Origin of the sequence: Blastococcus sp. DSM 46786, assembly GCF_900109665.1 — a bacterium.
Taxonomy (GTDB): domain Bacteria; phylum Actinomycetota; class Actinomycetes; order Mycobacteriales; family Geodermatophilaceae; genus Blastococcus; species Blastococcus carthaginiensis.
This window is the reverse complement of record NZ_FOAO01000018.1, coordinates 56169-81935: the sequence shown is the minus strand read 5'-3', so window position 1 is coordinate 81935 and position 25767 is coordinate 56169. Positions and strand designations below refer to the sequence as shown.

The following is a 25767-nucleotide window of genomic DNA, read 5'->3' as shown; positions in this document are numbered from 1 at the left end:
CACCACCGCGCAGGGCCCCGGGGCGCGGCGGCGGTTAGCCTCGCCGAATGCCCGTCGCCGTCCTCGCCGATTCGACGGCCTACCTGCCGCGCGCGCTCGCGGACGAGCTCGGCGTCCGGGTCGTCCCGCTCTACGTCGTCCTGGCCGGCCGGTCGGGGCGCGAGGGCGAGGACGTCAGCTCCGAGGACGTGGCGAAGGCGCTGTCGACGCGGGGCCAGCGGGTGTCGACGTCGCGGCCCACGCCCGGGGACTTCGTCGCCGCCTACCGCGCCGCGCTGGACGGGGGAGCCGACCGGATCGTGTCGGTACACCTGTCCGCCGAGCTCTCCGGCACCTGGGACGCCGCCCGCGTCGCCGCCTCGCAGGTGGGGGAGCACATCGTCTCCGTCGTCGACTCCCGCTCGGCGGCCATGGGCACCGGCTTCGCGGTGCTGGAAGCAGCCCGGGCGGCCGCCGGGGGCGCCGATGGCGACACGGTGCAGCGGATCGCGGTGGACGCCGCCGCGCGCACCCGCACCCTGTTCGTGGTCGACACGCTGGAGCACCTGCGCCGCGGCGGGCGGATCGGTTCGGCGGCCGCCGTCCTCGGTTCGGCGCTGGCGGTCAAGCCGGTGCTGCACGTGGTCGACGGCCGGGTGGTGCCGCTGGAGAAGGTGCGCACCTCGGCGCGGGCGCTGGCCCGCCTCGTGCAGCACGTCGTCGAGCACGCGGGGGAGCGGGAGGTGCGCCTCGCCGTGCACCACCTCGCCGCCGCCGAGCGCGCCGACCGGCTGGTGGCCGAGCTGCGGGCGCGCGTGCCCCGGCTGCGCGAGCTGCACGTGAGCGAGCTCGGCGCCGCGATCGGCGCGCACGTGGGGCCCGGAGCTGTCGGGGTGGTCGTCTCCACGGGTCCCGAGCCGGCGGAGCCACCGGCCGGCGACGCGGACGAGAGCGCGGGCTGATCGCGAGCGGGGCAGCACCGGCACAGGGTGCCGAACCGCCCGCGGATCGGGCCCCGGTCCGTCCACAGCCGGGCCGCTCGTCCACAGGTCCGCCGTGACCGGGTGCGGCGGGGGCCGGGCTCCCTAGCGTCGCCGGGGTGCGCCTGCTTGCCCGCCGCGACGACGACGCCGACGTCATCCGCGCCCGGCTGCGCGCCGTCCTGGCCGAGCCCCGGCCGGCCCCGGGCGGCTGGCTGCCCGACGACGAGGACGGGCCCGGATGGCCGGCCGACGACCGGATCACCGTGCCGGTGGACCCCGATCTCCCGCGGGACCGGCCGGCCGGGGGAGGGCGGCACCGCGCACCGGGCTCGACGGCGCGCTGGGACGCGGGCCGCATGGGCGGCCGGGCCGTCTGGGCGGCTGCCGTCGTGGCGGTCCTGCTCCTGCTGGCCTGGACGTGGGCGGACCGGCCGCGGGTGGAACCGGCGGCGGCGCCCGCACCCGTGACGGCCGCGCCGGGCACCCCCGCCCCCGCCGGGCCGCCGGCGGGGGAGCCGGCCGGTACGACCTCGCCGGTGGTGGTCGCCGTGGTCGGGCAGGTGGCGCGGCCCGGTCTGGTGACGTTGCCCGCCGGCGCGCGGGTCGCGGACGCGATCGCAGCCGTCGGCGGGCTGCTGCCCGACGCCGATCCCGCCTCGGTGAACCTGGCCGCGCCCCTCTCCGACGGGCAGCAGATCGCGGTCGGGGTGCCCGGTGCGGTGGCCGGCGGACCACCCACGGCGGCGGCCCCCGGTGCCGCGGGTGCCGGGGGCCGCGTGGACCTGAACACCGCCGGCGTCGCGGAGCTCGACGCGCTCCCGGGCATCGGCCCGGTGCTGGCCCAGCGGATCGTCGACCACCGCACGCGCACCGGGGCCTTCAGCAGCATCGAGGAGCTCGACCAGGTGCCGGGCATCGGCCCGGCCAAGGCCGCGGAGCTCGCCGAGCTGGTGCGGGTGTGAGCACCGGGCCGGACCGCCGGCGGGTGCTGGACCTGCGGCTCTGGCCGCTCGCTGCGGCGGTCTGGGGAACGGGTCTGGTGGCGCCCCAGCTGCAGTGGTCCGCGCTGGCGCTGATCGCGGGGGCCGCGCTCGGTGCGGCGGCGCTCCTCGCGCGCACCCGGGGCCCGGCGGCGACCGTCGCGCTCGTCGTCCTGGCCGGGGTCGCGGTCGGCTCCGGCACCGCGGCCGTGCGGGGAGCCGTCCGGGAGGCCTCCCCGCTGCGGGCGGCGGCCGAGGCGGGCCGGGAGGCGGAGGTCGTCCTCACCGTGCGCGGCGATCCCCGGGTGCTGGCGGGCGGCGCCGGTGGGCCGCGCGTGCTCCTCGAGGCCGACGTCACGGAGCTCCTCGACGGCGGCACCGTGCACCACCTGGACGACGCGGTCCTGGTGTTCGCGGCCGCCGAGGGCTGGGCCGGTCAGCTGCCCGGGCAGCAGCTGCGGGTGCGCGCCGGCCTCGGGCTGCCCCGGGCCGGCGACGACGTGGTGGCGGTGCTGTCGGCGCGCGGCCCGCCGGAACCGGCCGGCGGACCGGGGACGGTCCAGCGCGTGGCGGGCGACCTCCGGCACTCCCTGGGTGCCGCCTCGGAGCGGGTGCTCGACGACCGGGCGGGTGGACTGCTGCCGGGGTTGGTGGTCGGCGACACCAGCCGGATGGACCCGGTGCTGGACGAGGAGTTCCAGCGGGCCGGCCTGGCCCACCTGACCGCCGTCTCCGGCGCCAACGTGGCGATCGTGGTCGCCGGGGTGCTCCGCCCGCTGCGGCGCCGCGCCGTCGACCGGCGGGTCCAGGCCCTGGTGGGCGGGCTGGCGCTGGTCGGCTTCGTGGTGCTGGCCCGGCCGAGTGCGAGCGTGCTCCGGGCGGCCGCCATGGGCGCGGTCACGCTGCTCGCGCTCGCCTCCGGTCGGTCGCGTGCGGCGCTGCCGGCGCTCGGTGCGGCGGTGACCGTGCTGCTCCTGGTCGAGCCCGGGCTGGCGAGGGACCCGGGGTTCACGTTGTCCGTGGTGGCGACGGCGGCCATCGTGCTGCTGGCCCCGCCGTGGGCACGCCGGCTCCGCGGCCACGGCTGGCCCGCGTGGCCGGCCGACGCCCTCGCTGTGAGCGCGGCCGCCGGGCTGGCGACCGCCCCGGTGCTCGCCGGGCTGACCGGCACGGTGAGCCTGGTGTCGCTGCCGGCCAACCTGCTGGCGGCCCCGGCGGTGCCCGCGGCGACGGTCCTCGGGCTGCTCGCCGCCCCGGTCGGCCTGGTGCTGCCCTGGGCCGGGGATGCGCTGGTCGGGCTCGCCGGGTGGCCGGTGCGCTGGATCGTGCTCGTGGCGCAGCGGGCCGCCGCGGCGCCGGACGCCGTTGCCGGCTGGCCGGCCGGCACGGTCGGGGCGCTGCTGCTGGCCGTGCTCCTGCTGGGAGCCGGTTGCCTGCTGTGGCGCTTCCCGCGGGTGCGGCCGCTCGCGCTGGCAGCCCTGGTCGCGCTGGTGGTGGTGGGCTGGCCGCTGCGCCAGGGCCTCGACGGCTGGCCACCGGACGGGGCGCTGGTCGTGGCCTGCGACGTCGGGCAGGGCGACGGGCTGGTGCTCCCCCTCGGCGACGGGCAGGGGGTGCTCGTCGACGCCGGCCCGGACCCGGCACCGATCGACCACTGTCTCGACCGGCTGGGCATCGACGGGCTGCCCCTCGTGCTGCTGTCGCACCTGGACGCCGACCACGTCGGCGGGCTCGCCGGCGCGCTCGACGGCCGCACGGTGGGCGTGGTGGCCACCGGCACCCTGTCCGCGGCCGACGACCGCGCCCCGGGCGTCGACGCCCTCGTCCTGCGGGCCGGCGGCACGCGCGAGGTCCTCGTCCCGGGGAACCGCCGCAGCGTGGCCGGGGTAGGCGTGGAGGTGCTCGCACCGGACCCGCGCCGGGCCACCGCGGCGGCCGACCCCAACGGGATCTCCCTGGTCGCCCGGGTGACCGTCGGTGGGCTCCGGCTGCTGCTCACCGGCGACATCGGCGCCGACGAGGAGGCCGCCCTGCTGCGCACCGGCGCCGACCTGCGGGCCGACGTGCTCAAGGTGCCGCACCACGGCAGCGGTGACGCCGACCCGGACTTCCTGGCGGCCACCGGGGCCCGCAGCGCGCTGATCTCCGTCGGGGCCGGCAACGGTTACGGGCACCCGGCACCGCGGCTGCTCGACTGGCTGGCCGACGCCGGCACCCGGGTGCACCGCACCGACCGGGACGGCGACCTCGCGGTGGTCGGCACGGCCGGCGACTGGGGGATCGCCGCGCGCGGCGCGGACCCCGGCGGCCAGGCCGCACCGCCCGGCTCCAGGCTCCCGGACGCACGCCCGGACGCACTCCCGGACGCGCTCCCGTCAGCCCGGGCGGTCGCCACGGACCGTCGGTGCCGCGTGGCACCATGCGGAGGTGCCTGCCGCCCCCGTCGAGCCCACGTCGCGAATCCGGGTGGTGATCGGCGAGGAGGAGCTGCTGCGCTCGCGCGCGGTCGCGGCCGTGCGCCGGGCGGTGCTCGCCCGCCACCCCGACGGCGAGGTGCACGAGCTGGCCGCGATGGGCCTGCCGGTGGGCGAGCTGGCCGACGTGCTGGCGCCGTCCCTGTTCGGCGGCCACCGGCTCGTCGTCGTCACCGGGGTGCAGGAGGCGGCCACCGCGCTGGCCGACGCGCTCACCGGCTACGCCAAGGAACCCGACCCCGATCTGACGCTGGTCGTCGTGCACTCCGGCGGCAAGCGGAACGAGGCGCTGGTCAAGGCGTTCAAGGCCGCCGGTGCCGCGGTCGACGAGTGCCCCAAGGTCTCCTCCGTCGGCGACCGCATCGCCTTCGTGCGCAACGAGGTGCGCCAGCTGGGCGGCCGCATCACCCCCGACGCCGTCACGGCGCTCGTCGACGCGATCGGCGCGGACCTGCGGTCGCTCTCGGCCGCGGCCGGGCAGCTGGTCTCCGACTTCGGCGGCAGCATCGACGCCGACGACGTCGCCCGGTTCCACCGCGGCCAGGCCGAGGTCACCGGGTTCACCGTGGCCGAGCGCGTGCTGACCGGTGACCGCGCCGGCTCCATCGAGATGCTGCGCTGGGCGCTGGAGCGCGGGGTCGCGCACGTGCTCATCGCCGACGCGATCGCCGACGGCGTCCGCACCGCCGCACGGGTGGCCTCGCTGAGCTCCACCAACCCCGGCGACCTCGCCCGCACGCTCAAGATGCCGCCCTGGAAGGTCAAGAAGGCCCAGGCGCAGGCGCGCGGCTGGAGCATCGAGGGGCTGCAGCAGGCCCTCGGCGTGGCCGCCGACCTCAACGCCGACGTCAAGGGTGTCGCGGCCAGCGCCGACTACGCGCTCGAGCGGGCCATCCGGCGCATCGTCACCATCCGGGCGGAGACCGGTCGCGGGCGGGTGCGCGCCGGGCGCTGATCCGGCACGGCCGCGTCCGGCTGAGCGCCCCCGTGCAGGACGAGGAAGCGGCGTCCCTGGGGAGGCCACGGGCACTCCTTCAGGGCAGCGGGACGGCGCTGTGACGGGCAGGAACGCGACGAGCCCCCGTCCCACGAGGGGAGGGGGCTCGTCGTCGAGCGCGCCCGGGTGGACGCGGGCCGGTCAGAGGCCGGTGGTGAGCTTCGCCAGACCCGACTTGCGGTTGGCGGCCTGGTTCTTGTGGATGACGCCCTTGCTGGCGGCCTTGTCCAGCTGCTTGGCGGCGGCCTGGTAGGCAGCGGTCGCAGCCGCGGCGTCCCCCGACTCGGCGGCGGTGCGCACCCGCCGGACGGCCGTCTTCAGGGCGGACTTGACGGCAACGTTGCGCTGGCGCGCCTTCTCGTTGGTCTTGATCCGCTTCATCTGGGACTTGATGTTCGCCACGCGTGAGCCTCGGTGTCTCGACAGGAGGGAGTACTTCTGACAGTCGTTCGTGCGTCCGGGCGGTGTGCGCCACAGGACCGGCCTGCAAAGATACCAGCGTCCCGTCGGCCACCCCAACCCGCCGTCCGGCGACGTCCCGCACACCTCGCGCGACCCGGCGACCGCGCCCGCCTACGACCCGGGGCGCGGACGTGGGACGATGGCGGCACTGTGACGACTCCTGCTGCCACCGATCCGGCCCGCATCCGGAACTTCTGCATCATCGCCCACATCGACCACGGCAAGTCGACGCTGGCCGACCGGATGCTGGAAGTCACCGGAATCGTCGAGGGCCGCAACATGCGCGCCCAGTACCTGGACCGCATGGACATCGAGCGCGAGCGCGGCATCACCATCAAGGCGCAGAACGTCCGGCTGCCCTGGACCCCGCGCAGCGGCGCGGACACCAGCACCGAGTTCGTGCTGGACATGATCGACACCCCGGGCCACGTCGACTTCACCTACGAGGTGTCCCGGTCGCTGGCCGCCTGCGAGGGCGCGGTGCTGCTGGTCGACGCCGCGCAGGGGATCGAGGCCCAGACGCTGGCCAACCTGTACCTGGCGCTGGAGAACGACCTCACGATCATCCCGGTCCTGAACAAGATCGACCTGCCCGCCGCCCAGCCGGAGAAGTACGCCGCGGAGATCGCGCACATCATCGGCTGCGACCCCGACGACGTCCTGCGGGTCAGCGGCAAGACCGGCGTCGGCGTCCCGGAGCTGCTGGACCGCATCGTCACCGACATCCCGGCACCGACCGGCGTCGCCGAGGGGCCGGCGCGGGCGATGATCTTCGACTCGGTCTACGACATCTACCGCGGCGTCATCACCTACGTCCGCGTCGTCGACGGCCGCATCGCCGCCCGCGAGCGGATCAAGATGATGTCCACCGGCGCCACGCACGAGCTGCTGGAGATCGGCGTCATCTCGCCCGAGCCCAAGCCGGTGGACTCGCTCGGTGTCGGCGAGGTCGGCTACTTCATCACCGGTGTGAAGGACGTCCGCCAGTCTCGCGTCGGCGACACCGTCACGCTGCAGCACAAGCCCGCGACGGAGTCGATCGGTGGCTACCGCGACCCCCGCCCGATGGTCTACTCCGGCCTCTACCCGATCGACGGCAGCGAGTACCCGCTGCTGCGCGAGGCGCTGGACAAGCTGCTGCTCAACGACGCCGCCCTCACCTACGAGCCCGAGACCTCGGCGGCCCTGGGCTTCGGCTTCCGCGTCGGCTTCCTGGGCCTGCTGCACCTGGAGATCGTGCGCGAGCGGCTGGAGCGCGAGGCGGGCATCAGCCTGATCTCGACGGCGCCCAACGTCGTCTACCGCGTGATCATGGAAGACGGCACCGAGCACACGGTGACCAACCCCAGCGACTGGCCCGAAGGCAAGATCGACAAGGTCTTCGAGCCGATCGTCAACGCCACCATCATCGCGCCCAGCGACTACACCGGCGCGATCATGGAGCTCTGCCAGGGCCGGCGCGGCCAGCTCGGCGGGATGGACTACCTGAGCGAGTCCCGGGTCGAGCTGCGCTACACGCTGCCGCTCGGCGAGATCATCTTCGACTTCTTCGACGCGCTGAAGTCCCGCACCCGCGGCTACGCCTCGCTGGACTACCAGGAGGCCGGTGAGCAGGAGTCCTCGCTGGTCAAGGTGGACATCCTGCTGCAGGGCGAGGCCGTCGACGCGTTCAGCGCGATCGTGCACAAGGACAAGGCCTACAGCTACGGCGTGATGATGGCCGGCAAGCTCCGCGAGCTGATCCCGCGGCAGCAGTTCGAGGTGCCGATCCAGGCCGCCGTCGGTTCCCGGGTCATCGCCCGCGAGACGGTGCGCGCCATCCGCAAGGACGTCCTCGCCAAGTGCTACGGCGGTGACATCACCCGCAAGCGGAAGCTGCTGGAGAAGCAGAAGGAGGGCAAGAAGCGGATGAAGATGGTCGGCCGCGTCGAGGTCCCCCAGGAGGCCTTCGTCGCCGCGCTCTCCACCAACGAGTCCACCGCGTCGGCCAAGCCGAAGTGAGCGGCGTGGACGGCGACGTCCAGTAGCAGGCCGGTGGCCGCTGCGAGCACCGAGGCCCGCGCCATCGCCGGCTGAGGAGATCGGCGCGCTAGTGTCCGCCGCGACGGCCGGGGGAGTCCCGCCGCGACGGGAGGACGTCATGCTGCTGCGCCGGACGGCCGTGCCGCTGCTCGCGCTGGCGCTGCTCGCCGGCCCGGTGCTCGCCGCCTGCGGCTCCGACGAGCCCGCCGAGTCGGCGGACGCCCTGCTCGAGCGGGCCAAGCGGACCCTCGACGAGGCGGAGAGCGCGCACTTCGTGCTGGGCAGCGAGGGGGCGCCGAGCAGCGGCACCGTGCTGGTCGGCGGGGAAGGCGACATCGCCCGGCCGGCGTCCTTCGACGGGACGCTGCAGGTGCTGGCGCTCGGGTCGAGCCTCGACCTCGAGGTCGTCTCGGTCGACGGCACCGTCTACGCCCAGCTGCCCTTCACCAGCGGCTTCAGCGTCATCGACCCCGCGCAGTTCGGCATCGGTGACCCCGGTGCGCTGCTCGACCCAGAGACCGGCATCTCGCAGCTGCTCGTCGAGGCGGAGTCGGCCGAGCTGGGGGAGGAGCGGCGGGTGGACGGCACGGTCGTCCGCGAGGTGACCGCCGAGCTGCCCGGCGACCTGGTGCAGCAGATCCTCACCAGCCAGGACCCGTCCCAGCCCGTGCAGGCCAGGTTCTCCATCGCCACCGACGGCGGTGAGCTGCGCCGCGCCGAGCTGACCGGCCCCTTCTTCGAGGCCGGCACCGACGCCACCTACACCCTCGAGCTCAGCGACTTCGGGGCCGATGTCGAGATCACCGCACCGGCCACCGGCTGAGGCCGGCGCCGGGGCGGTCCCCGGGGCCGCCGCGATCGTCCTCGCCACCCTCGCCGTGCTGGTCACGGCCGCCGACACCTACGTCGTCGTCCTGGCCCTGCCCGACATCCTCACCGGGGTCGGGGTGGGGCTGGACGAGCTGCAGAAGGCGACCCCCATCGTTGGCGGCTTCCTGCTCGGCTACACCGCGACACTGCCGCTGCTGGGCCGGCTCGCCGACCTGCGCGGGCGGGCACCGGTGCTCATCGGCTGCCTGCTGCTGTTCGCCCTCGGCTCGCTGCTGACGGCGACGGCGGAGACGCTGGGCCCCGCCGTGGCCGGCCGCGGGCTGCAGGGGATCGGCGCGGGTGGCCTGGTGCCCGCCACGCTCGCGCTGGTCGCCGACCGGTGGCCACCCGAGCGCCGGGCGGTCCCGCTCGGCGTCGTGGGCGCCGTGCAGGAGGCGGGTGCGGTCCTCGGCCCGCTGGCCGGCGCGGCGGTGCTCGCCGTCGCCGACTGGCGCGCGATCTTCTGGCTCAACCTGCTGCTCGGGGTGGCACTGGCCGCCGGCGTCGTCGTCACCGGGCAGGTCCGGCGACCGGATTCGGCCGCGCTGGTGCTCGCCGCGCTGGCCGCCACCGCGCTGGGGCTGCTGCTCGCCGAGCCGCCCGCGCTCGCCGAGGACGTCACCCTCGGCCTGCTCTACGTACCGCTGCTCGACGGCGCGGCGTGGACGGCGCCTCTGCTGCTGGCCACCGTCCTGCTGGCGGTGCTCCTGGTCGCACGCAGCCTGCAGCACCCCGCGGGCGCGGTGCTGCCGCTGCGCGGATTCGGCCGGCTGGCACGGGAGGTGGACGTCGTCGGCTCGCTGCTGGCCGTCGTCTCGCTGGGCGCCCTGGTGTGGGCCTTCGCCGCCGCCGACCCGGCCCGCGAGGTGGTCGCGCACGGGTGGGTGCTCGTGCCGCTGGCCGTCGTCGCCGGGGCCCTCTTCGTGCTGCACGAGCGGCGCACCGCGGAGCCGGTGCTGCCGCTCGCGGCGCTCCGGCCGGTCGGGGCGTGGGGGGCGCTGCTGGTCAGCCTGTTCGTGGGTGCCGCGCTGGTCGCCGCGCTCGTCGACGTCCCGCTGTTCGCCCGGGCGACCACGACGCCGGGCGACCAGCTGGGGGCGGCGCTGGTGCTCCTGCGGCTGCTGGTCGCCGTGCCGGTGGGTGCGGTGGCCGGGGGCTGGCTGTGCCGGGTGGTCGCCCCCCGGGTCGTCGCCGGCGCCGGGATGGCCGTGTCGGCGGCCGCCTTCGTCGCGATGACCGGGTGGGACGAGCGGGCCCTGGACGGCGCGTGGTCCACCGTCGTCCTGGTCGCCGCGGGCCTCGGTTTCGGGCTCGCCATCGCGCCGGTGAACGCGGTGCTGCTGGCGGTCACGCCGCCGCGGGTGCACGGGAGCGCGAGCTCGCTGGCCGTCGTGGCGCGCACCGTCGGCATGCTGGCCGGGTTGTCGCTGCTCACCGCCGTCGCGCTGCGCCGGTTCACCGCCGAGGTGGCGGCGATCGGCACCCCCATGGAGCTGTGCCCCACGAGCCCGGCCGACTGTGCGGCCTACGACGCCGCCACCGAGGCGGCGGTGCTCACCCAGCTGCACACCGTGTTCGCCGGTGCCGCGGTCGCGGCCGGGCTGGCCGCGGTGGCGGCCCTGGTCCTCCTGCGCGGTGCTCCGGTGAGGGGCACGGCGCACGTCCGCTGACATGTGCCATGGTGGAGGGGAGCCCTTCCGGCTCCCGGACGAGCGGTGCCGTACCCGGTGTGCGACAAGACGGCGCCAGAGGAGCCCGCGATGTCGTGGTTGGTGCTGGTGCTGTCCGGGGTGCTGGAAGCGGTGTGGGCGGCGGCGCTCGACCGTTCCCACGGCTTCACCCGGCTGGTGCCCTCGGTGGTCTTCGGCGTCGCGCTGGTCCTGAGCATGGGCGGGCTCGCCTTCGCCATGCGGGAGCTGCCGCTGGGCACCGCCTACGCCGTGTGGGTGGGCATCGGCGCCGTGCTCACGGTCGTCTACGCGATGGTCACCGGCGCGGAGCCGGTCTCGCTGGTGCGGGTGCTGCTGCTGGCCGGCATCGTCGGCTGCGTCGTCGGGCTCAAGGTCGTGAGCTGACGGTGTGCGCGAACGCGCCGTTCCTCCACCGAGAACTGCGCGTTCGCGCACACCGTTGCTCGCCTCAGAGCGTGAAGACGATCTTCCCGTTGGTGCGGCCCTCGAGCATCCGCGCGAAGCCCTCGCGGGCCTCCGCCAGCGGCAGCTCGACGTCGATCTGCGGGCGGACGCCGGTGACGGCGCACATCCGGATCAGCGCCTCGAGCTCGGACTTCGTGCCCATGGTCGACCCGATGACCGACAGCTGGGTGAAGAAGACGCGGTTGAGCTCCGCGCCGGGGTTGAAGCCGGTGGTGGCGCCGGAGGTGACGAGCACGCCGCCGGGCTTCAGCGACTTGATGCTGTGGCTCCAGGTGGCCTCGCCGACGGTCTCCATGACCCCGTCGACCCGTTCGGGCAGCCGGGCGCCGCTCTCGAACGCCTGCTCGGCGCCCAGCGCGAGGGCGGCGGCCCGCTTCTCCTCGCTGCGGCCGGTCACCCACATGCGGTAGCCGGCGGCGCGGCCGAGCACGATGAGCGCCGTCGCCACCCCGCCGCTGGCGCCCTGCACGAGGACGGTCTGACCCGGGCGCAGCCCGGACTTCACGAACAGCATCCGGTAGGCGGTCAGCCACGCGGTGGGCAGGCAGGCGGCCTCGGCGAAGGAGAGCTCGGCCGGCTTGGGCAGCAGGTTGCGCCGGGGGACGGCGACCTTCTCCGCCATCGAGCCCTGGTGCACCTCCGACAGCAGCGACCGCTTGGGGTCGAGCGTCTCGTCGCCCATCCAGTCGGGCGTGGAGATGACGCCGTGGACGACGACCTCGTTGCCGTCCTCGTCGATGCCGGCGGCGTCGGTGCCGAGGATCATCGGCATCCGCTCGGCGGGCAGGCCGATGCCCTGCAGGCTGAACAGGTCGTGGTGGTTCAGCGACACCGCCTTGACCTGGATCGTCGTCCAGCCGTCGGGGACCTCGGGCTCGGGGCGCTCACCGATCTCCAGCACGGAGAGCGGGTCCTTCGGGGCGGGGGTGGAGACGAAGGCAGCCAGCATGACGGCGAACCTAGCCGAGGACGCGTGCCGGTGTCCTCCGGGCCGGTTCCACCGCGGTCAGCGGAGGCGGCCGGGAGGGATGACGGTCGACTCGCGGGCCAGGTGGCCGAAGTTCCCCTCCGGGGCGGCCGACAGGCCACCGGTCACCGACACCGTCGCGGCGACCTCGGCGTCCCGGACGACGTAGCGACCGACGGCGCCGTCGAACAGCGGCTGCGCGGCCGGGTCACCGACTCCGGTCCAGGTCACGTCGAGGGCCACCGTGCCCTCCAGCGTGGCGGGCATCAGCCCCTCGCCACCGCCCGTCGCCTCCGAGCAGGCGTAGCCGACCGTCCCCACGACACGGGCCGACTCCAGGCGGACGACGTCGGCGACCGCCGGCTGGCCGTCCACGGTGCACTCCCACCCGTCGAGGTACAGGCCCACGGTTACCGTGGCCCTGGCGGCCGCGGCCTCCGCGACGGTCAGGTCGACGACCGAGCCGTCGTCCACGAAGATGGCGTTGGCCCGCCAGGTGGGGTCGCCCACGGCTCCACCGGGAGCGGCCGCCACGGCCACTCCTGCCCCGCCCCACACGGCCGTGGCCGCCATTCCTGCCGCCAGTGCCGTCCGTGCCGCCGTCCGCACCGCCACGTCGTCCTCCCTGCCGGGTCGCCGTCGGGCGCTCCGTCGCGTCCGACCTGGCGGGACGGTGGCACGACCCCGGCGGCCCGTGGGAGCGGTTCTCGCGCGGTGCCGCACCGCTCTCCGGCGTGCCGTCCGCGACACGCCGTCCCGGGGCTGTCAGCGGACGACGGCTCGGATCCGCTTCCGCGCCCCGGTTCGCGCCTCGCTGCATGCTCCCGGGGCTGTCAGCGGACGACGACGACGTGCTCCCCGCGCGGCACGAACTCGCCGATCACCGGGGAGCCGGCGATCTCCCCGGCCAGCAGCAGCCCGCCGGAGGTCTGCGCGTCGGCCAGCAGGAGCGCCTCGCCCTCGTCCACGGCGGAGAGGTCGGCGTGCGGGCGCACCCAGTCGAGGTTGCGGCGCGTGCCCCCGGAGACGAAACCGGCGGCCAGCGCCTCCCGCGCACCGGTCAGGTACGGGACGGCGGCGGCGTCGACGACGGCGGTGACCCCGCTGGCCCGCGCCATCTTGTACAGGTGGCCGAGCAGGCCGAAGCCGGTGACGTCGGTGCCCGCGCGGATGCCGGCGGCGACCGCGGCCCGGCCGGCCTCGCGGTTGAGCGTGGTCATCGCGGCGACCGCCTCCTCCGACACCTCGCCGGTGGCCTTCATGCGGCTGTTGAGCACCCCGACCCCGAGCGGCTTGGTGAGGGTGAGCGGCGTGCCCGCCACCGCCCCGGCGTTGGTGATGAGCCGGTCGACGTCGACCACGCCGGTGACCGCCATGCCGTACTTGGGCTCGGGGTCGTCGATGGAGTGCCCGCCGCCGACGTGGCAGCCCGCCTCCCGGGCCACCTCGAGGCCGCCGCGCAGCACCTCGGCGGCGAGCTCCGCGGGCAGCACGTCGCGCGGCCAGCCGAGCAGGTTCACGGCGACGACGGGGGTGCCGCCCATCGCGTAGACGTCGGAGAGCGCGTTCGCGGCGGCGATCCGGCCGAAGGTGTACGCGTCGTCGACGACCGGGGTGAAGAAGTCGGTGGTGAGCACCAGGCCCTGCCCGCCGGGGATGCGGACCACGGCCGCGTCGTCGCCGTCGTCCAGCCCGACGACGAGCTCGGCGGCCGGGTCGACCGGGCCCTGCGCGGTCAACCCGGCCACCACCGCCTCGAGCTCACCGGGCGGGATCTTGCAGGCGCACCCCCCGCCGTGGGCGTACTGGGTGAGCCGGATGCGCGCGGGTGCGGTGGTCACGGGCCCGAATCTAGGCCCGGCCGCCGGGGAGCACCCGGAGCCGGGGTGGCGCCGGGGGCGGCGGGGTGCGGGGCAGCTTCCGCCCGGCCGGGTGCCCGGCCGAGGGCGGCGCGCCGACGCCGGCCAGGTCGCGCCGGGGCGCGGGCTCGCCGGTGACCTCGGCGGCGCCGATGCGGTCCTCCCGGAACCAGCGCAGCTCCTGGCGCTCCCGGCACCAGGCCAGCAGGAACTCGTGGGTGCCGGCGCGGACCAGCAGCTGCGGCTCCACGGCCCGCTCCGACCAGCGGCCCTCGCGGTCGCGGTACCCCAGCACGAGCACCCGCCGTTCGGTGAGCCCCTGCTCCACGCGGCGGCGCACCTCGGCGTCGCGCGCGGCCTCGGCGGCCAGCCGGCGGCTGCTCGCCAGCAGCCGCGCGCGCTGGGCCGGGTCCGGCTCCAGCGCCGTCAGCACCTTCTCCAGCGCGGTCCGGCCCGCCTCCGCGTAGGGGCCCTCGGGCCGGGCGGCCAGCGCGGCGGCGACGGCGGCCGCTTCCTCGGGCGTGAGAGCGACCGGCGGCAGCGTGGCGGGGGTGCGGGGCTCGGTGCGGTTCACGCCGCGGATGCCGGCACCGACCTCCGACAGTTCCACCCCGTAGGCTGCCGGGCGGAGGCGTCAGGGTGTCTGGTGGCCCCCGCGGCCTCTAAAGCCGACGTGGCCGAGCATCTCGGCCAGGCGGGTTCGATTCCCGTCCGCCTCCGCCAGCTCCCGCCCCGCACCTACGCTGCGGGGCGATGACGACCGACCCGCGCCGCCAGGTGCCCCGCACCGACACGCTGCTCGCCGACCCCCGACTGGCCGGGGCCGGGGAGCGGCTGGGGCGCGTCCTGGTCAAGAGCGCCGTGCAGCGCGTCCAGCAGCGGATCCGGGCGGGCGAGGTCGCGCCCGACGCCGCCGTCGACGCCGTCCTCGCCGACCTCCCGCCCGTGGCCGGCAGCCTGCGCCCGGTGCTCAACGCGACCGGCGTCGTCGTGCACACCAACCTCGGCCGCGCGCCGCTCTCGGCGGCCGCGGTCGAGGCGGTGGTCGCGGCGAGCGGCACCACCGACGTCGAGCTCGACCTGCGCACCGGCCGCCGCGGCCCGCGCGGGGAGGCGGCGATCGCGGCGCTGCTGGAGGCGGTCCCGGCCGCGGAGGCCGCGCTGGTGGTGAACAACTGCGCCGCTGCGCTCGCGCTGGTGGCCACCGCCCTGGGGCAGGGCCGCGAGCTGGTGCTCGCCCGCGGGGAGCTGGTGGAGATCGGCGACGGCTTCCGCATCCCCGAGCTGCTCGAGAGCACCGGCGCCCGGCTGCGCGAGGTCGGCACCACCAACCGGGTCGCGCTCGCCGACTACCGCGACGCCCTGGGGCCCGGCACCGGCGCGGTGCTCAAGGTGCACCCGTCGAACTTCGTCGTGCGCGGCTTCACCCGGGCGGTGGAGGTCGGTGAGCTCGCGGCGGCGCTCCAGGGCACCGGGGTGCCGCTGGTCGCCGACGTCGGCTCCGGCCTGCTCCGGCCGCACCCGGTGCTCCCGGACGAGCCGGACCTGCAGACGACGCTCGCCGCCGGCGCCGACCTCGTGCTGGCCAGCGGTGACAAGCTGCTCGGCGGGCCCCAGGCGGGGCTCGTGCTCGGCCGGGCGGAGCTCGTGCAGCGCCTGCGCCGCCACCCGCTCTACCGGGCGTTCAGGGTCGACAAGACCACGCTGGCCGCCCTCGAGGCGACGCTGCGCGGCCCGCTGCCGCCGGTGCAGCAGATGCTCGCCGCCGACGTCGCCGACCTGCGGGAGCGGGCGCACGCGCTGGCCGACCGCCTCGTGGCCGGGGGCGTGGCCGCCGACGCGGTGGACGCCGACTCGCGGGTCGGCGGGGGAGGGGCGCCCGAGCACCCGCTGCCCGGCGCCGCCGTCTCGCTGCCGCCGGAGTTCGCCGAGCCGCTGCGCCTGGGCGCGACCCCGGTCGTCGGCTACGTCGAGGACGGCCGCACGCTGCTCAACCTGCGCAGCGTCCCGCCGGGGGCCGACGGCGCCCTCGCCGACGTCGTGCTGGAGGTGGCCCGCCGGTGGACGTGACCGCGCCCCGTCCCGCCGGTATGGACGTCATCGCGACGGCAGGCCACGTCGACCACGGCAAGTCGGCGCTCGTGCGGGCGCTCACCGGGATGGAGCCCGACCGATGGGCCGAGGAGCGCCGCCGCGGGCTCACCATCGACCTGGGCTTCGCGTGGACCACGCTGCCCTCGGGACGCCGGCTCGCGGTCGTCGACGTCCCCGGCCACGAGCGCTTCGTCGGCAACATGCTCGCCGGCGTCGGCCCGGTGCCGGCCGCGCTCGTCGTCGTCGCGGCCGACGACGGCTGGTCGGCGCAGACCGCCGAGCACGTCGGCGTCCTCGACGCGCTGGGGGTGCGGCACGCGCTCCTCGCCGTCACCAAGTCCGATCTCGCCGACCCGGCACCGGTGCTCGCCGACGTGCGCGAGCGGCTCGCCACGACGTCGATGGGCGAGGTGCCCGGGTTCGCGGTCAGCTCGATCACCGGGCAGGGCGTGCCGGAGCTGACGGCGGCGCTGGAACGCCTGCTCGGCGCGCTGCCGGCCCCGGACCCCGACGCGCCGGTGCGGCTGTGGATCGACCGCGCCTTCACCATCAGGGGCGCCGGCACGGTCGTCACCGGCACGCTCGCCGCCGGGGCCGTCGCGGCCGGCGACCGGTTCGTCCTGGGCGACCGGGAGGTGACCGTGCGGGGCGTGCAGTCCCTCGGCGAGCCCGTCGAGCGGGCCGCGGCCACCGCGCGGGTGGCGCTCAACCTGCGCGGCGTCGCGGTCGAGGAGCTCACCCGGGGCGACGCGCTGCTCACGCCCGAGGCGTTCCGGCTGACCGACGTCGTCGACGTGACGCTGACCGGGGTGCCCGACGAGCGGTTGCCGGCCGGCCCGGTGGTGCACGTCGGCTCCGCGACCGTGGGCGCCCGGCTGCGCCCGCTCGACGGCGCGGCGGTGCGCCTGCGCCTGGCCTCGCCGCTGCCGCTGCGGATCGGCGACCGGCTGCTGCTGCGCGACCCCGGTGCCCGCAGGGTGCTCGGTGCCGACGTGCGCGACGTCGACCCGCCCGAGCTGCGGCGCCGCGGCGCCGCGCGCCAGCGGGCCGCCGAGCTGGTCGCCCAGCCGGACGGGGCGGACGGCGCGTCCGCCGCCCTGGCCCGCCGCCGCATCGTCCGCGCCGCCGACTTCGCTGCGATGGGCTGGCCGCTGCCCGCCGGGGCGACGAGGAACGGGCCGTGGCTGCTGGCCGCCGGGCTCGCCGACGACCTCGCCGCCCGGCTGCCCGAGATCGTCGCGCGCTACCGGCGCCTGCGGCCGCTGGAGCCCGGGCCGCCGTCGGAGGTGGTGCGCCGGGCGCTGGAGCTGCCCGACGCCGAGTTGGTCCCCGCGCTCGTCCGCGAGCCGCTGGTGCTGCGTGAGGGGCGGGTCGTCGACGGCGCGCCCGAGCTGCCGCCGGAGGTGCAGCGGGCGGTCGACGCCGTCCGTGCCCGGCTGGCCGCCGATCCCTTCGCCGCCCCGGAGGCCCCGGACCTGGTGGCCGCCGGGCTGGGTGGCCGCGAGCTCGCCGCCGCCGTGCGGAGCGGGCAGCTCGTGCGCGTCGGGGAGGGGGTCTACCTGGCGCCCGGCATCGAGGCGGTCGCACGGGAGCGGCTCGCCGCGGTGCCGCAGCCGTTCAGCCTCAGCCAGGCCAGGCAGGCGTGGGGGACCAGCCGGCGGGTCGCCGTCCCGCTCATGGAATGGCTGGACGGCCGGGGCGTGACCCAGCGGCTGCCGGACAACACCCGCCGCCTCCGGTAGGTGCACCTCGGGCGGAGTCTGCCTCTGAGTGCCAGGGCACTCAGAGGCAGAGCTCCGTCGGCAGTAGATCTCTGCCCACCCGGGGAGGGCAGAGATCTACTGCCGACCGAGGAGCGCTGTGCCGCGGATCTCCACGTCCGGTGGCGCGCTGCAACGCGGCGGTGACACACGTGGAGGCACCAGGGCGTGGCGCCGTCCACGTCGAGCGGACGAGTGCCCGAAGGCCCCTCGGCCAGACCCTCCCTACCTACCATCCGTGCCTCGCATGGCACCCGCACCCACGCGCGCGGCCAGTCGAGGGGGTGTCCGGCCCGTACCGGGTGACGGCAGCGAGGGGGAGGCCATGACGCACAGGAGAACGACGACGTTGCTCGCGAGCGGGGCGCTGGTGGCCGCGGTCCTGACCGGCTGCGGCACCGAGGGCTCGACCCCGGCCGCGACCCCACCGCCGCCCCCGAGCACGACCACGGCCGCACCCCCGAGCCCGGTGGCACCTCCGAGCCCGACCCCGTCCCCGAGCGCGCCCCTGCTCCAGGATGAGCCTGTCGGGGACGTCGGGACGGCAGCAGGTGCGCCGGCGGCGGAGGAGGCACTCAGCCCCAAGGAGATCTTCGCGCAGAACGTGGACGCGACCGTCCAGGTCCTCGCTGCGGAGGGCACCGGGAGCGGGTTCGTGATCGATGCGGCGGAAGGCATCGTCGTCTCCAACGCGCACGTCACCGGTGGGGTCGGCTCGCTCAGCGTGGTCACCTCCCGGGGCGACCGCATCCCGGCCCGGCGGCTGGGGGTCTCGCCGTGCGAGGACCTCGCGGTCCTCCAGATGAACACGGTTCCCCGGGACCTGACCGAGGTCACCATGGGTGACTCCACCCCGCTGCAGGCGCAGGACGAGGTCACGGCGATCGGCTTCCCCGCCAGCTTCGACGCCGCCCAGGCCGGCGACCGCACCGCGGTCCCGACCTCCGGGCACGTCCAGGTTCCGAGGTTGGACGCGGCGCCGCACTCCAGCCTGCCGCTCTACGTCGCCGCGATCCAGCACGACGCCGTCATCAATCCCGGCAACAGCGGCGGGCCGCTGTTCAACGACCGCGGTGAGGTCGTGGGGGTGAACTCCCTCGGCAACACCGAGCAGGGCGGACGGACCATCCAGGGGCAGTACTACGCGATCTCGACGGAGCACGCCGTCCCCGTCATCGAGCAGCTGAGGCAGGGAGTGAGCTACGGCGACGTCGGTCTCACCGGGTTCGACCTGAGCACGCTGACGCCCGAGGAGGCGGGGGCGATCTGGGCAGGCGGTGCGGGCCACCCCGAGGCCTTCGCGGAGGCGGGCATCCCTGCGCTCGTCGTCACCACCGTCGAGAGCGGCTCACCGGCGGAAGCGGCCGGCATCCTGCTCCGGGACGTCATCACGAGGATGGCCGGGCAGCCGGTGTCGTCCTTCGCCGAGATGTGTGGCGTGCTCACCTCCACCAATCCCGGCGACGCGATCGTGGTGGACGGCTTCTTCATGGAACCCACCCAGACGGCCCAGGTCTACGACCCCTGGCGGGTCGAGTTGCGCGTGCCGGCCGGCCCCGCCGGGGACTGAGCACACCCGCCGCCTCGGAAGCACCTCGCGGAGCGCTCTGCCCCTGGTTCCTCCTGCTCCCGGGAGCAGAGGCAGAGCTCCCGGGGGAGGGCCAGCCGAGCCCGCGGTAGGTGTTCCGCGCGCAGTCGCGCTCGGCCCACCACGGGTGGGCAGCGCGCGACTCACCCGGAGGTCGGGTCGTCGGCGGCCGGCACCCAGCGCGCGGGGCGCTTCTCGCGGAACGCCGCGATGCCCTCCTGGCCCTCCTCGCCGGCGAAGAACCGCGCCGAGAGGTCGAGCAGCGGCTCGAACGAGAGCTCCGGCCGGCGCGCCCGCAACAGCCGCTTGGTCTCGGCCAGGGCGGCGGGTGCGCCCGCGGCCAGGGCGGTGAGCTGCCCGGCCAGCGCGGCGTCGAGGTCGTCGTCGGCGGCGACCAGGTCGACCAGCCCGCCGGAGGCGGCGGTCGCGGCGTCGAAGACCTCGCCGCTGAGCATCAGCCGGTGCGCCACGTGCGTCGTCATCCGGGGCAGGACGACGGCGGAGATCACCGCCGGCACCAGCCCCAGCCGCACCTCGGAGAAGGCGAAGGTGGCCGACGACGCCGCGACGACGACGTCGCAGGCGGCCAGCAGCCCCACGCCGCCGGCGCGCGCCGGTCCGCGCACCACCGCCACGACCGGCTTGGGCGCGGACCACAGCAGCTGCAGCAGTTCGGGGAACTCGCGCACCCCCTGGTCCTCCGAAGAACCGCCGGCGGCCTCGGACAGGTCCATGCCCGAGCAGAACACCCGGCCGGTGTGGTCGAGCGCGACCACCCGCACCGCGTCGTCGGCGAGGGCATCGGTCAGCGCATCGCGCAGCTGGGCGCGCATCGCCCGCGAGAGCGCGTTGCGGTTGGCGGGGGAGTCCAGCGTCAGGGTGGCGACGCCGCGCGAGAGGGACACCTGCAGCACTCGGTCGGAGGTCACGCCCGGCATCCTGCCGCCCCCGCGGGCCGGCGCGGCACACTGGGAGCAGATGAACACCGTCCTGCCGCTGCTGAACGACGCCGGCCCGGCGCCCGGCTCGCCCGGCCCCGACCGGCTCCCCGCCGGTGCCCGCGAGGGGCTCGCGACCACCCCGTTCGGGCTCTACGTGCACGTGCCGTTCTGCGCGACCCGCTGCGGCTACTGCGACTTCAACACCTACACCTCCGAGGAGCTAGGGCCCGGTGCGAACCGCAGCGAGTACGCCGGCACCGCGATCGCCGAGCTCGAGCGCGCCGCCCGCACCCTCGGCCCGGACCTCCCGACGGTCTCCACCGTGTTCGTCGGCGGGGGCACGCCCACCCTGCTGCCCGCGGACGACCTCGCCGCGGTGCTCGCCGCCGTCCGGGAGCTCTTCCCCGTCGCCGACGACGTCGAGGTGACCACCGAGGCCAACCCGGAGACGGTGTCCCCGGCGTCGCTGGCCCGGCTGCGCGAGGGCGGCTTCACCCGGGTCAGCCTCGGCATGCAGTCGGCCGCACCGCACGTGCTCGCCGCGCTCGACCGGCGGCACACGCCCGGCCGTGCCGTCGACGCGGCGCACGAGGCCCGGGCCGCGGGGTTCGAGCACGTCAACCTCGACCTCATCTACGGCACGCCGGGGGAGACCGACGCGGACTGGGCGGCCTCCCTCGACGCCGTCCTCGCCTCGCCGGTCGACCACGTCAGCGCCTACGCCCTCATCGTCGAGGAGGGCACGAAGCTCGCCCGCCGGGTCCGACGCGGGGAGCTGCCCATGCCCGACGACGACGTGCTGGCCGACCGCTACGAGCAGGCCGACGCGACCCTGCGCCGGGCCGGTTTCGAGTGGTACGAGGTGTCGAACTGGGCGACCTCCGAGGCGGCCCGCTGCCGGCACAACGAGCTGTACTGGGCCAACGCCAACTGGTGGGGGGTCGGCCCGGGCGCGCACAGCCACGTCGGCGGCGTCCGCTGGTGGAACGTCAAGCACCCCGCGGCCTACGCCGAGCGGCTGGCCCGCGGGGAGAGCCCGGCGCAGGACGCCGAGGTGCTCGACGATGCCGATCGGGCGCTGGAGGCGGTCATGCTGGGCCTGCGCCTGCGCGACGGGCTGCCGCTGACCGCGCTCACCCCCACCGGCCGGACCCGGGCCGCCGCGGCCGTCGCCGACGGGCTGCTCGAGCCCGGGGCGCACGCCGCGGGCCGCGCCGTCCTCACCGACCGGGGGCGCCTGCTCGCCGACGCCGTGGTCCGCGACCTCACCGACTGACGCCGGGAACATCACCCGAACGAGCGGGGTTGTCGGGAGCGGCAGCGGTTATGGTGCCCGTTCCGGCAACGAGGCCGGGGTGCACGGAGGGGGTCGTCGGTGATCGCACCAGCAGCGTGCCCGTCCGCGACCCCGCCGTTCGCCCTGTCCGGCGGTGCACGGCTCGCCCTCGCCATGAACCGCCGCGCCCGCGGCCTGCGCGGCCTCGACGTCCTCCGCCGCAGCCAGGACCGGGCCCCGCCGCGTCGCTTCTGACCCCTACCGGGGTCCCACGTCCACCCCGACGCGCCACCGACCGGTGACCGCGTCCTCCCGCGTTCGCCCGAAGGAGATCCCCGCATGTCCGCCAGCCTCGACAGCTCGACCGCCGCCTCGGCCGACCGCTTCCGCCGCCTGCTGGAGGAGCAGCGCGCCGACGCCGTGCAGCAGCGGGAGGAGGCGCTCGCCGAGTGCGCCACCTCGGTGCCCGACCCGGTCGCCCAGCGCCGCAGCGCCGACCTGCAGCGCACCATCGAGGAGATCGACGCCGCCCTCGCCCGCATCGACGACGGCAGCTACGGCCACTGCACCGGGTGCGGCGCCGCCATCCCGGAGGAGCGGCTGGAGCTCCGCCCGTTCGCCCGCACCTGCGTCGCCTGCACCCCGGCGGCCTGAGCCCGGTCGCCGGCCGCAGCTGACGGATGTCAGACGCGGCCGGCGACGTCCGGCACTACTCGCGTGCCCGGCCCTCGGGGCAGGCTCGGCGCATGCATTCCGCACCCGCCCTCGAGATCCGCGGGCTGACCGTCCGCTACGGCGACGCGGTCGCCGTCGACGACCTCGACCTCACCATCCCGCGCGGCCAGACCGTCGCCCTCCTCGGACCCAACGGGGCCGGCAAGTCGACGACGGTGAACGCCGTCCTCGGGCTGCTGACCCCGGCCGCGGGGGAGATGCGCGTGCTGGGCCGCGACCCGCGCGCCGCCGTCCGCGCCGGCAGCGTCGGCGCGATGCTGCAGCACGGCGGCCTGCCCAGCGAGGCCCGGGTCGGTGAGGTGCTGCACCTGGTGCGGCGCAGCTTCGGGCGGGCCGGGGGAGACGGCACGTGGCCGCTCGCGGACCTGGTGGCCACCGCCGGCATCGCCGGCCTGCTCGACCGGCCGGTGGACGCGCTCTCCGGCGGCCAGCGCCAGCGCGTCCTGCTGGCCCTGGCCCTCGTCGGCGCCCCGCCGCTGCTGCTCCTGGACGAGCCGACCTCCGCCATGGACGTCGAGGCGCGCCGGGCCTTCTGGACGACGATGCGCGGCCTGGCCGGCCGCGGGCACACCGTCGTCTTCGCCACCCACCACCTCGACGAGGCCGACGCGGTCGCCGACCGGGTGGTGGTCGTCGCCGGTGGCCGCGTCGTCGCCGACGGCACCGCGGCCGAGATCAAGGCCGGCGTCGGTGGGCGCACGGTCTCCTTCACGGCCGCGCCCGAGCGCCGGTTCGACGACGTGCCCGGGGTCACCGGGGTGACCTGGCAGGGGAGCACCGTCCGGCTGGCGACCATCGACGCCGACGCCACCCTGCGCGCCCTGCTCGCCGACGGCGGGCTGCCCGATCTCGAGGTGCGCGGCGCCTCCCTCGAGGACGCCGTCCTCTCCCTCATCCCCACCCGCCGGCAGACCACGATCGGAGCGACCCGGTGAACCCGCTCTTCGGCTTCCAGCTGCGCCGGGTGGCGCGCAACAAGCAGTTCGTCTTCTTCACCGTGCTGCTACCGGCGCTGTTCACGATCTTCCTCACGAAGATCATCGGCGGGCAGATGCCGGGCGTGGCCGAGCGTCAGGAGGTCTCGGCGTCGATCATGGTCTCGATGATGGCCTACGGTGCCATCGGCGCGTCCCTGGGCGCGACCATCCGCATCTCCTTCGACCGCGCCTCGGGCTGGCTGCGCCAGCTCCGGGTCACGCCCGTGCCGCAGACGCAGGTGTTCGCCGTCGACGTCGCCGTCGGCGTGCTGCTGGCCCTGCCGAGCCTCCTGGTGGTCGCGCTGGTCGGCCGGTTCGTCAACGGGGTCCAGCTGCCGGTCGGCACCTGGCTGGCGCTGCTGGCGGTCCTGTGGGCCGGGTCGGCGGCGTTCGTGGCGCTGGGGCTGCTGGTCGGGCTGTCGCTGGACGAGAAGGCCGCCGGGGGCGCCATCGGCATCCTGGGTGTGGTGCTGGCCGCGCTCGGCGGGCTGTGGTGGCCGGTGGAGATGCTGCCGGAGGCCATGCGCGGGCTGGCGTACACGCTGCCCTCGTACTGGTACGCCGAGCTGGGGCGCGGCGTGGCCGCCGGGGGCTGGCCGGCAGCGGGGGCGGTCCTGGCGATGGCCGGGTTCACGGCGGCCTTCGGGCTCATCGCGGTGTCCGTCGCACGGAGGCGGCCGCTGCACGCGGTCGCGGGCTGAGCCCGGCTACGGTGCCGCTCGTGGATCCCCGGAACCGCTGGCAGCGCCTGGGCTGGGCCGTGCCCTGGCTGCTGTTCCAGGTCTTCCCGGTCGCCGACCTCGTCAGCACGCCCCGGCCGGCGCTCGTCCAGGTGGCCGCGGCTGCGGGCCTGATCGCCTTCACCGTCGTCTACCTCGGCATCTTCGGTCAGGTCTTCGGTGAGCGCCGCGACTGGCCGCGCGTGCAGCTGGCGGTCGTCGCCGTCCTCGGCGTCGGGCTCGCCGTCTGGCTGGGCCCCGCGTGGGCCGGGCTGATGATCTACGTCTCGGCCGCGGCCTCCGTGGGCCTGCCTCAGCGGTGGGTGTGGCCGGCGGTCGTGGGCGCGGCCGGCGTGTGCGCCGGGGTGCTGGCCGCCCACGGCGTCCTGGGCGAGGTCTTCATCCTGCCGGTGATGTGCGTGCTCACCGCGTTCGCGCTCCGCGGGATGCGGCAGCTGATCTCGGTGAACTCCGAGCTGGTGGAGGCCCGGGAGGAGCTGGCCCGCAACGCCGTGGCCGAGGAGCGGTTGCGTTTCGCCCGCGACCTGCACGACCTGCTCGGGCACAGCCTGTCGCTGATCGCGCTCAAGAGCGAGCTGGCCGGCCGGCTGGCCGAGCGCGACCCGGCCCGCGCCCGCCAGGAGATGGCCGACGTCGAGGCGGCAGCGCGGCGGGCCCTCGCCGAGGTGCGCGACGCGGTCAGCGGCTACCGCCAGGTGAGCCTCGCCCAGGCGTTGGCCGAGGCCCGCTCGGCGCTGTCGGCGGCCGGCATCTCGCTGCGGGCGCCGGCGCCGGGACGGCCGCTGCCCGGCCCGGTCGACGCGGTGCTCGGCTGGGTCGTGCGCGAGGCCACCACCAACGTGCTGCGGCACAGCGGGGCGCGGTCGGTCACGGTGACCCTCCGGCCTGGGGACGACGACGTGCAGCTGACCGTCGCCGACGACGGCCGCGGTGGGGATGCCCCGGCCGGCGCCGGGCTGTGCGGGCTCGCCGAGCGCGTTGCCGCGGTCGGGGGCCGGCTGGACCACGGGCCGGGGGAGGGCGCCGGGTTCCGGCTCACCGCGTCGGTGCCGCTGAGCAGCCCGGTCGCGGCCTCGCCGGTGGCGGCGTCGTGATCCGGGTGCTCATCGCCGAGGACCAGACGATGGTCCGTGGGGCGCTGCGCGCGCTGCTGGAGCTCGAGGACGACATCGAGGTGGTGGCCGAGGTCGGCCGGGGCGACGCCGTCGCGGCGGCGGCCGCCGAGCACCGCCCCGACGTCGCGCTGCTCGACATCGAGATGCCCGGCGCCGACGGGCTGACCGCCGCACGGGAGCTCGCGGCGGCGCTGCCGGCGTGCCGTGCGGTCATCCTCACCACCTTCGGCCGGCCGGGCTTCCTGCGCCGGGCCATGGAGGTCGGGGCCGCCGGGTTCCTGGTGAAGGACGCCCCCGTGAGCGAGCTCGCCCAGGGCATCCGGGCGGTCATGGCCGGGGAGCGGGTCATCGACCGCGACCTCGCCGCGGCGGCGCTGGCGATCGGGGCGACGCCGCTGTCGGCGCGGGAGGCCGACGTGCTGCGCGCCGCCGCGGACGGGGCGACCGTCGCCGACATCGCCGGCCGGCTGTTCCTGTCCGAGGGGACCGTGCGCAACTACCTGTCCTCGGCGATCGGCAAGACCGGCGCCCGCACGCGCGTGGAGGCGGCCCGCGTCGCGGAGGAGAAGGGCTGGCTGTAGGAGGGCGCGCGATCTGCGCGGGCCGGGTTCGACGCTGCGCGGTCCTTGCTGACCTCGACGACGTTCCGTCGACCCGGGGCGGGCCCGCTCGGCCGGCGTGTTCGTGCAGTAGGGCAGCCTGTCCGCCCGGGATCATCAGGGGTGTGGCGACGGCGGACGGACCGCTGGCGGAGCGCCGCGGCGACGGGACGGAACCGGGCGCGCAGCCGGC

At 76.2% G+C, this 25767-nt stretch carries 23 protein-coding genes, 1 tRNA gene, 1 pseudogene and 1 riboswitch; of the genes and pseudogenes, 19 read left to right on the top strand and 6 right to left on the bottom strand.

The window, feature by feature from the left end; genetic code table 11:
* Nucleotides 1-47 precede the first annotated feature (47 nt).
* From BMW62_RS16570 to holA, 4 genes and pseudogenes are all read left to right on the top strand, one after another.
* Nucleotides 48-941: a DegV family protein gene (locus BMW62_RS16570; RefSeq protein WP_091933038.1), complete on the top strand. Its 894-nt coding sequence runs from the start codon at nt 48-50 to the stop codon at nt 939-941.
* A gap of 137 nt (nt 942-1078) precedes the next feature.
* Entirely contained in the window at nt 1079-1924 is an 846-nt protein-coding gene (locus BMW62_RS16565) for a ComEA family DNA-binding protein (RefSeq protein WP_091933035.1), read from the top strand.
* Nucleotides 1921-4017, top strand: a pseudogene (locus BMW62_RS16560) (ComEC/Rec2 family competence protein); the annotation flags it as partial. The gene BMW62_RS16565 and the pseudogene BMW62_RS16560, both read left to right, overlap by 4 nt.
* A 352-nt stretch (nt 4018-4369) precedes the next feature.
* Nucleotides 4370-5371 carry a DNA polymerase III subunit delta gene (holA, locus tag BMW62_RS23615; RefSeq protein ID WP_348271469.1) on the top strand — a complete coding sequence of 334 codons (1002 nt, stop codon included), beginning with the start codon at nt 4370-4372 and terminating at the stop codon, nt 5369-5371.
* Nucleotides 5372-5554: 183 nt separating this feature from the next.
* Here the strand turns inward: holA and rpsT are convergent, their stop codons facing one another.
* Entirely contained in the window at nt 5555-5815 is a 261-nt protein-coding gene (rpsT, locus tag BMW62_RS16555) for a 30S ribosomal protein S20 (protein WP_091933029.1), read from the bottom strand.
* Between the two features lie 210 nt (nt 5816-6025).
* On the opposite strand from rpsT, the gene lepA reads away from it, so the two are divergent.
* From lepA to BMW62_RS16535, 4 genes are all read left to right on the top strand, one after another.
* Nucleotides 6026-7876 carry a translation elongation factor 4 gene (gene lepA / locus BMW62_RS16550; RefSeq protein WP_091933026.1) on the top strand — a complete coding sequence of 617 codons (1851 nt, stop codon included), beginning with the start codon at nt 6026-6028 and terminating at the stop codon, nt 7874-7876.
* Between the two features lie 139 nt (nt 7877-8015).
* The gene (locus BMW62_RS16545) at nt 8016-8720 is read left to right on the top strand and encodes an LppX_LprAFG lipoprotein (protein WP_139206296.1); all 705 of its coding nucleotides are present in this window, start codon (nt 8016-8018) and stop codon (nt 8718-8720) included.
* Complete coding sequence (locus BMW62_RS16540; protein WP_091933020.1) at nt 8689-10437, top strand: MFS transporter; 1749 nt, start codon at nt 8689-8691, stop codon at nt 10435-10437. The genes BMW62_RS16545 and BMW62_RS16540 overlap by 32 nt, the downstream gene beginning before the upstream one ends.
* Before the next feature lie 16 nt (nt 10438-10453).
* Nucleotides 10454-10516, top strand: a riboswitch (guanidine-III (ykkC-III) riboswitch).
* 11 nt (nt 10517-10527) lie between these two features.
* Nucleotides 10528-10842, top strand: a complete 315-nt coding sequence (locus tag BMW62_RS16535) for a DMT family transporter (RefSeq protein WP_211435167.1) — start codon at nt 10528-10530, stop codon at nt 10840-10842.
* A 64-nt stretch (nt 10843-10906) separates the two neighbouring features.
* Here BMW62_RS16535 and BMW62_RS16530 read toward each other — a convergent pair whose 3' ends face one another.
* From BMW62_RS16530 to BMW62_RS16515, 4 genes are all read right to left on the bottom strand, one after another.
* Nucleotides 10907-11872 carry a zinc-binding dehydrogenase gene (locus tag BMW62_RS16530; RefSeq protein WP_091933014.1) on the bottom strand — a complete coding sequence of 322 codons (966 nt, stop codon included), beginning with the start codon at nt 11870-11872 and terminating at the stop codon, nt 10907-10909.
* 57 nt (nt 11873-11929) lie between these two features.
* A complete protein-coding gene (locus tag BMW62_RS16525; protein WP_139206295.1) occupies nt 11930-12424 on the bottom strand; it encodes a hypothetical protein in 495 nt (164 codons plus the stop codon).
* A gap of 299 nt (nt 12425-12723) precedes the next feature.
* On the bottom strand, nt 12724-13731 hold the full coding sequence (selD, locus tag BMW62_RS16520; RefSeq protein WP_211435166.1) for a selenide, water dikinase SelD: 1008 nt from the start codon (nt 13729-13731) through the stop codon (nt 12724-12726).
* Nucleotides 13732-13741: 10 nt separating this feature from the next.
* Nucleotides 13742-14359 carry a helix-turn-helix transcriptional regulator gene (locus BMW62_RS16515; protein WP_091933009.1) on the bottom strand — a complete coding sequence of 206 codons (618 nt, stop codon included), beginning with the start codon at nt 14357-14359 and terminating at the stop codon, nt 13742-13744.
* A 17-nt stretch (nt 14360-14376) separates the two neighbouring features.
* On the opposite strand from BMW62_RS16515, the gene BMW62_RS22755 reads away from it, so the two are divergent.
* From BMW62_RS22755 to BMW62_RS16500, 4 genes are all read left to right on the top strand, one after another.
* Nucleotides 14377-14472: transfer RNA gene (locus BMW62_RS22755), tRNA-OTHER, on the top strand.
* 30 nt (nt 14473-14502) lie between these two features.
* Nucleotides 14503-15819 carry an L-seryl-tRNA(Sec) selenium transferase gene (gene selA / locus BMW62_RS16510; protein WP_091933006.1) on the top strand — a complete coding sequence of 439 codons (1317 nt, stop codon included), beginning with the start codon at nt 14503-14505 and terminating at the stop codon, nt 15817-15819.
* Nucleotides 15810-17585 (top strand): selenocysteine-specific translation elongation factor, encoded by a 1776-nt coding sequence (gene selB, locus BMW62_RS16505; RefSeq protein ID WP_244524097.1) that lies wholly within the window; start codon nt 15810-15812, stop codon nt 17583-17585. The genes selA and selB overlap by 10 nt, the downstream gene beginning before the upstream one ends.
* A 343-nt stretch (nt 17586-17928) precedes the next feature.
* Nucleotides 17929-19173: a S1C family serine protease gene (locus BMW62_RS16500; RefSeq protein ID WP_139206294.1), complete on the top strand. Its 1245-nt coding sequence runs from the start codon at nt 17929-17931 to the stop codon at nt 19171-19173.
* A gap of 161 nt (nt 19174-19334) precedes the next feature.
* Here BMW62_RS16500 and BMW62_RS16495 read toward each other — a convergent pair whose 3' ends face one another.
* Nucleotides 19335-20120: an enoyl-CoA hydratase-related protein gene (locus BMW62_RS16495; protein ID WP_091933001.1), complete on the bottom strand. Its 786-nt coding sequence runs from the start codon at nt 20118-20120 to the stop codon at nt 19335-19337.
* Nucleotides 20121-20169: 49 nt separating this feature from the next.
* Here BMW62_RS16495 and hemW point away from each other — a divergent pair, with 49 nt between their 5' ends.
* The 7 genes from hemW (at nt 20170) to BMW62_RS16465 (ending at nt 25556) form a co-directional block, all read left to right on the top strand.
* Entirely contained in the window at nt 20170-21408 is a 1239-nt protein-coding gene (gene hemW, locus BMW62_RS16490) for a radical SAM family heme chaperone HemW (RefSeq protein WP_091933105.1), read from the top strand.
* Between the two features lie 99 nt (nt 21409-21507).
* Nucleotides 21508-21663 carry a hypothetical protein gene (locus BMW62_RS22750; RefSeq protein ID WP_170852431.1) on the top strand — a complete coding sequence of 52 codons (156 nt, stop codon included), beginning with the start codon at nt 21508-21510 and terminating at the stop codon, nt 21661-21663.
* An 84-nt stretch (nt 21664-21747) separates the two neighbouring features.
* Nucleotides 21748-22062, top strand: a complete 315-nt coding sequence (locus tag BMW62_RS16485; RefSeq protein ID WP_091932998.1) for a TraR/DksA family transcriptional regulator — start codon at nt 21748-21750, stop codon at nt 22060-22062.
* A gap of 92 nt (nt 22063-22154) precedes the next feature.
* Complete coding sequence (locus tag BMW62_RS16480; protein WP_091933103.1) at nt 22155-23078, top strand: ABC transporter ATP-binding protein; 924 nt, start codon at nt 22155-22157, stop codon at nt 23076-23078.
* The gene (locus tag BMW62_RS16475; RefSeq protein WP_091932995.1) at nt 23075-23821 is read left to right on the top strand and encodes an ABC transporter permease; all 747 of its coding nucleotides are present in this window, start codon (nt 23075-23077) and stop codon (nt 23819-23821) included. The genes BMW62_RS16480 and BMW62_RS16475 overlap by 4 nt, the downstream gene beginning before the upstream one ends.
* 20 nt (nt 23822-23841) lie before the next feature.
* Nucleotides 23842-24954, top strand: a complete 1113-nt coding sequence (locus tag BMW62_RS16470) for a sensor histidine kinase (RefSeq protein WP_091933100.1) — start codon at nt 23842-23844, stop codon at nt 24952-24954.
* The gene (locus BMW62_RS16465; RefSeq protein ID WP_091932992.1) at nt 24951-25556 is read left to right on the top strand and encodes a response regulator transcription factor; all 606 of its coding nucleotides are present in this window, start codon (nt 24951-24953) and stop codon (nt 25554-25556) included. Before BMW62_RS16470 ends, BMW62_RS16465 begins: the two co-directional genes overlap by 4 nt.
* The last annotated feature ends 211 nt before the right edge of the window (nt 25557-25767 follow it).

What these genes read in the sequence shown, in the direction of transcription:
- BMW62_RS16570 (WP_091933038.1), top strand. Translation starts at nt 48, where the DNA reads ATGCCCGTCGCCGTCCTCGCCGATTCGACGGCCTACCTGCCGCGCGCG.
- BMW62_RS16545 (WP_139206296.1), top strand. Translation starts at nt 8,016, where the DNA reads ATGCTGCTGCGCCGGACGGCCGTGCCGCTGCTCGCGCTGGCGCTGCTC.
- BMW62_RS16540 (WP_091933020.1), top strand. Translation starts at nt 8,689, where the DNA reads ATGTCGAGATCACCGCACCGGCCACCGGCTGAGGCCGGCGCCGGGGCG.
- BMW62_RS16535 (WP_211435167.1), top strand. Translation starts at nt 10,528, where the DNA reads ATGTCGTGGTTGGTGCTGGTGCTGTCCGGGGTGCTGGAAGCGGTGTGG.
- BMW62_RS16530 (WP_091933014.1), bottom strand. Translation starts at nt 11,872, where the DNA reads ATGCTGGCTGCCTTCGTCTCCACCCCCGCCCCGAAGGACCCGCTCTCC.
- selA (WP_091933006.1), top strand. Translation starts at nt 14,503, where the DNA reads ATGACGACCGACCCGCGCCGCCAGGTGCCCCGCACCGACACGCTGCTC.
- BMW62_RS16500 (WP_139206294.1), top strand. Translation starts at nt 17,929, where the DNA reads ATGACGCACAGGAGAACGACGACGTTGCTCGCGAGCGGGGCGCTGGTG.
- hemW (WP_091933105.1), top strand. Translation starts at nt 20,170, where the DNA reads ATGAACACCGTCCTGCCGCTGCTGAACGACGCCGGCCCGGCGCCCGGC.
- BMW62_RS16485 (WP_091932998.1), top strand. Translation starts at nt 21,748, where the DNA reads ATGTCCGCCAGCCTCGACAGCTCGACCGCCGCCTCGGCCGACCGCTTC.
- BMW62_RS16480 (WP_091933103.1), top strand. Translation starts at nt 22,155, where the DNA reads ATGCATTCCGCACCCGCCCTCGAGATCCGCGGGCTGACCGTCCGCTAC.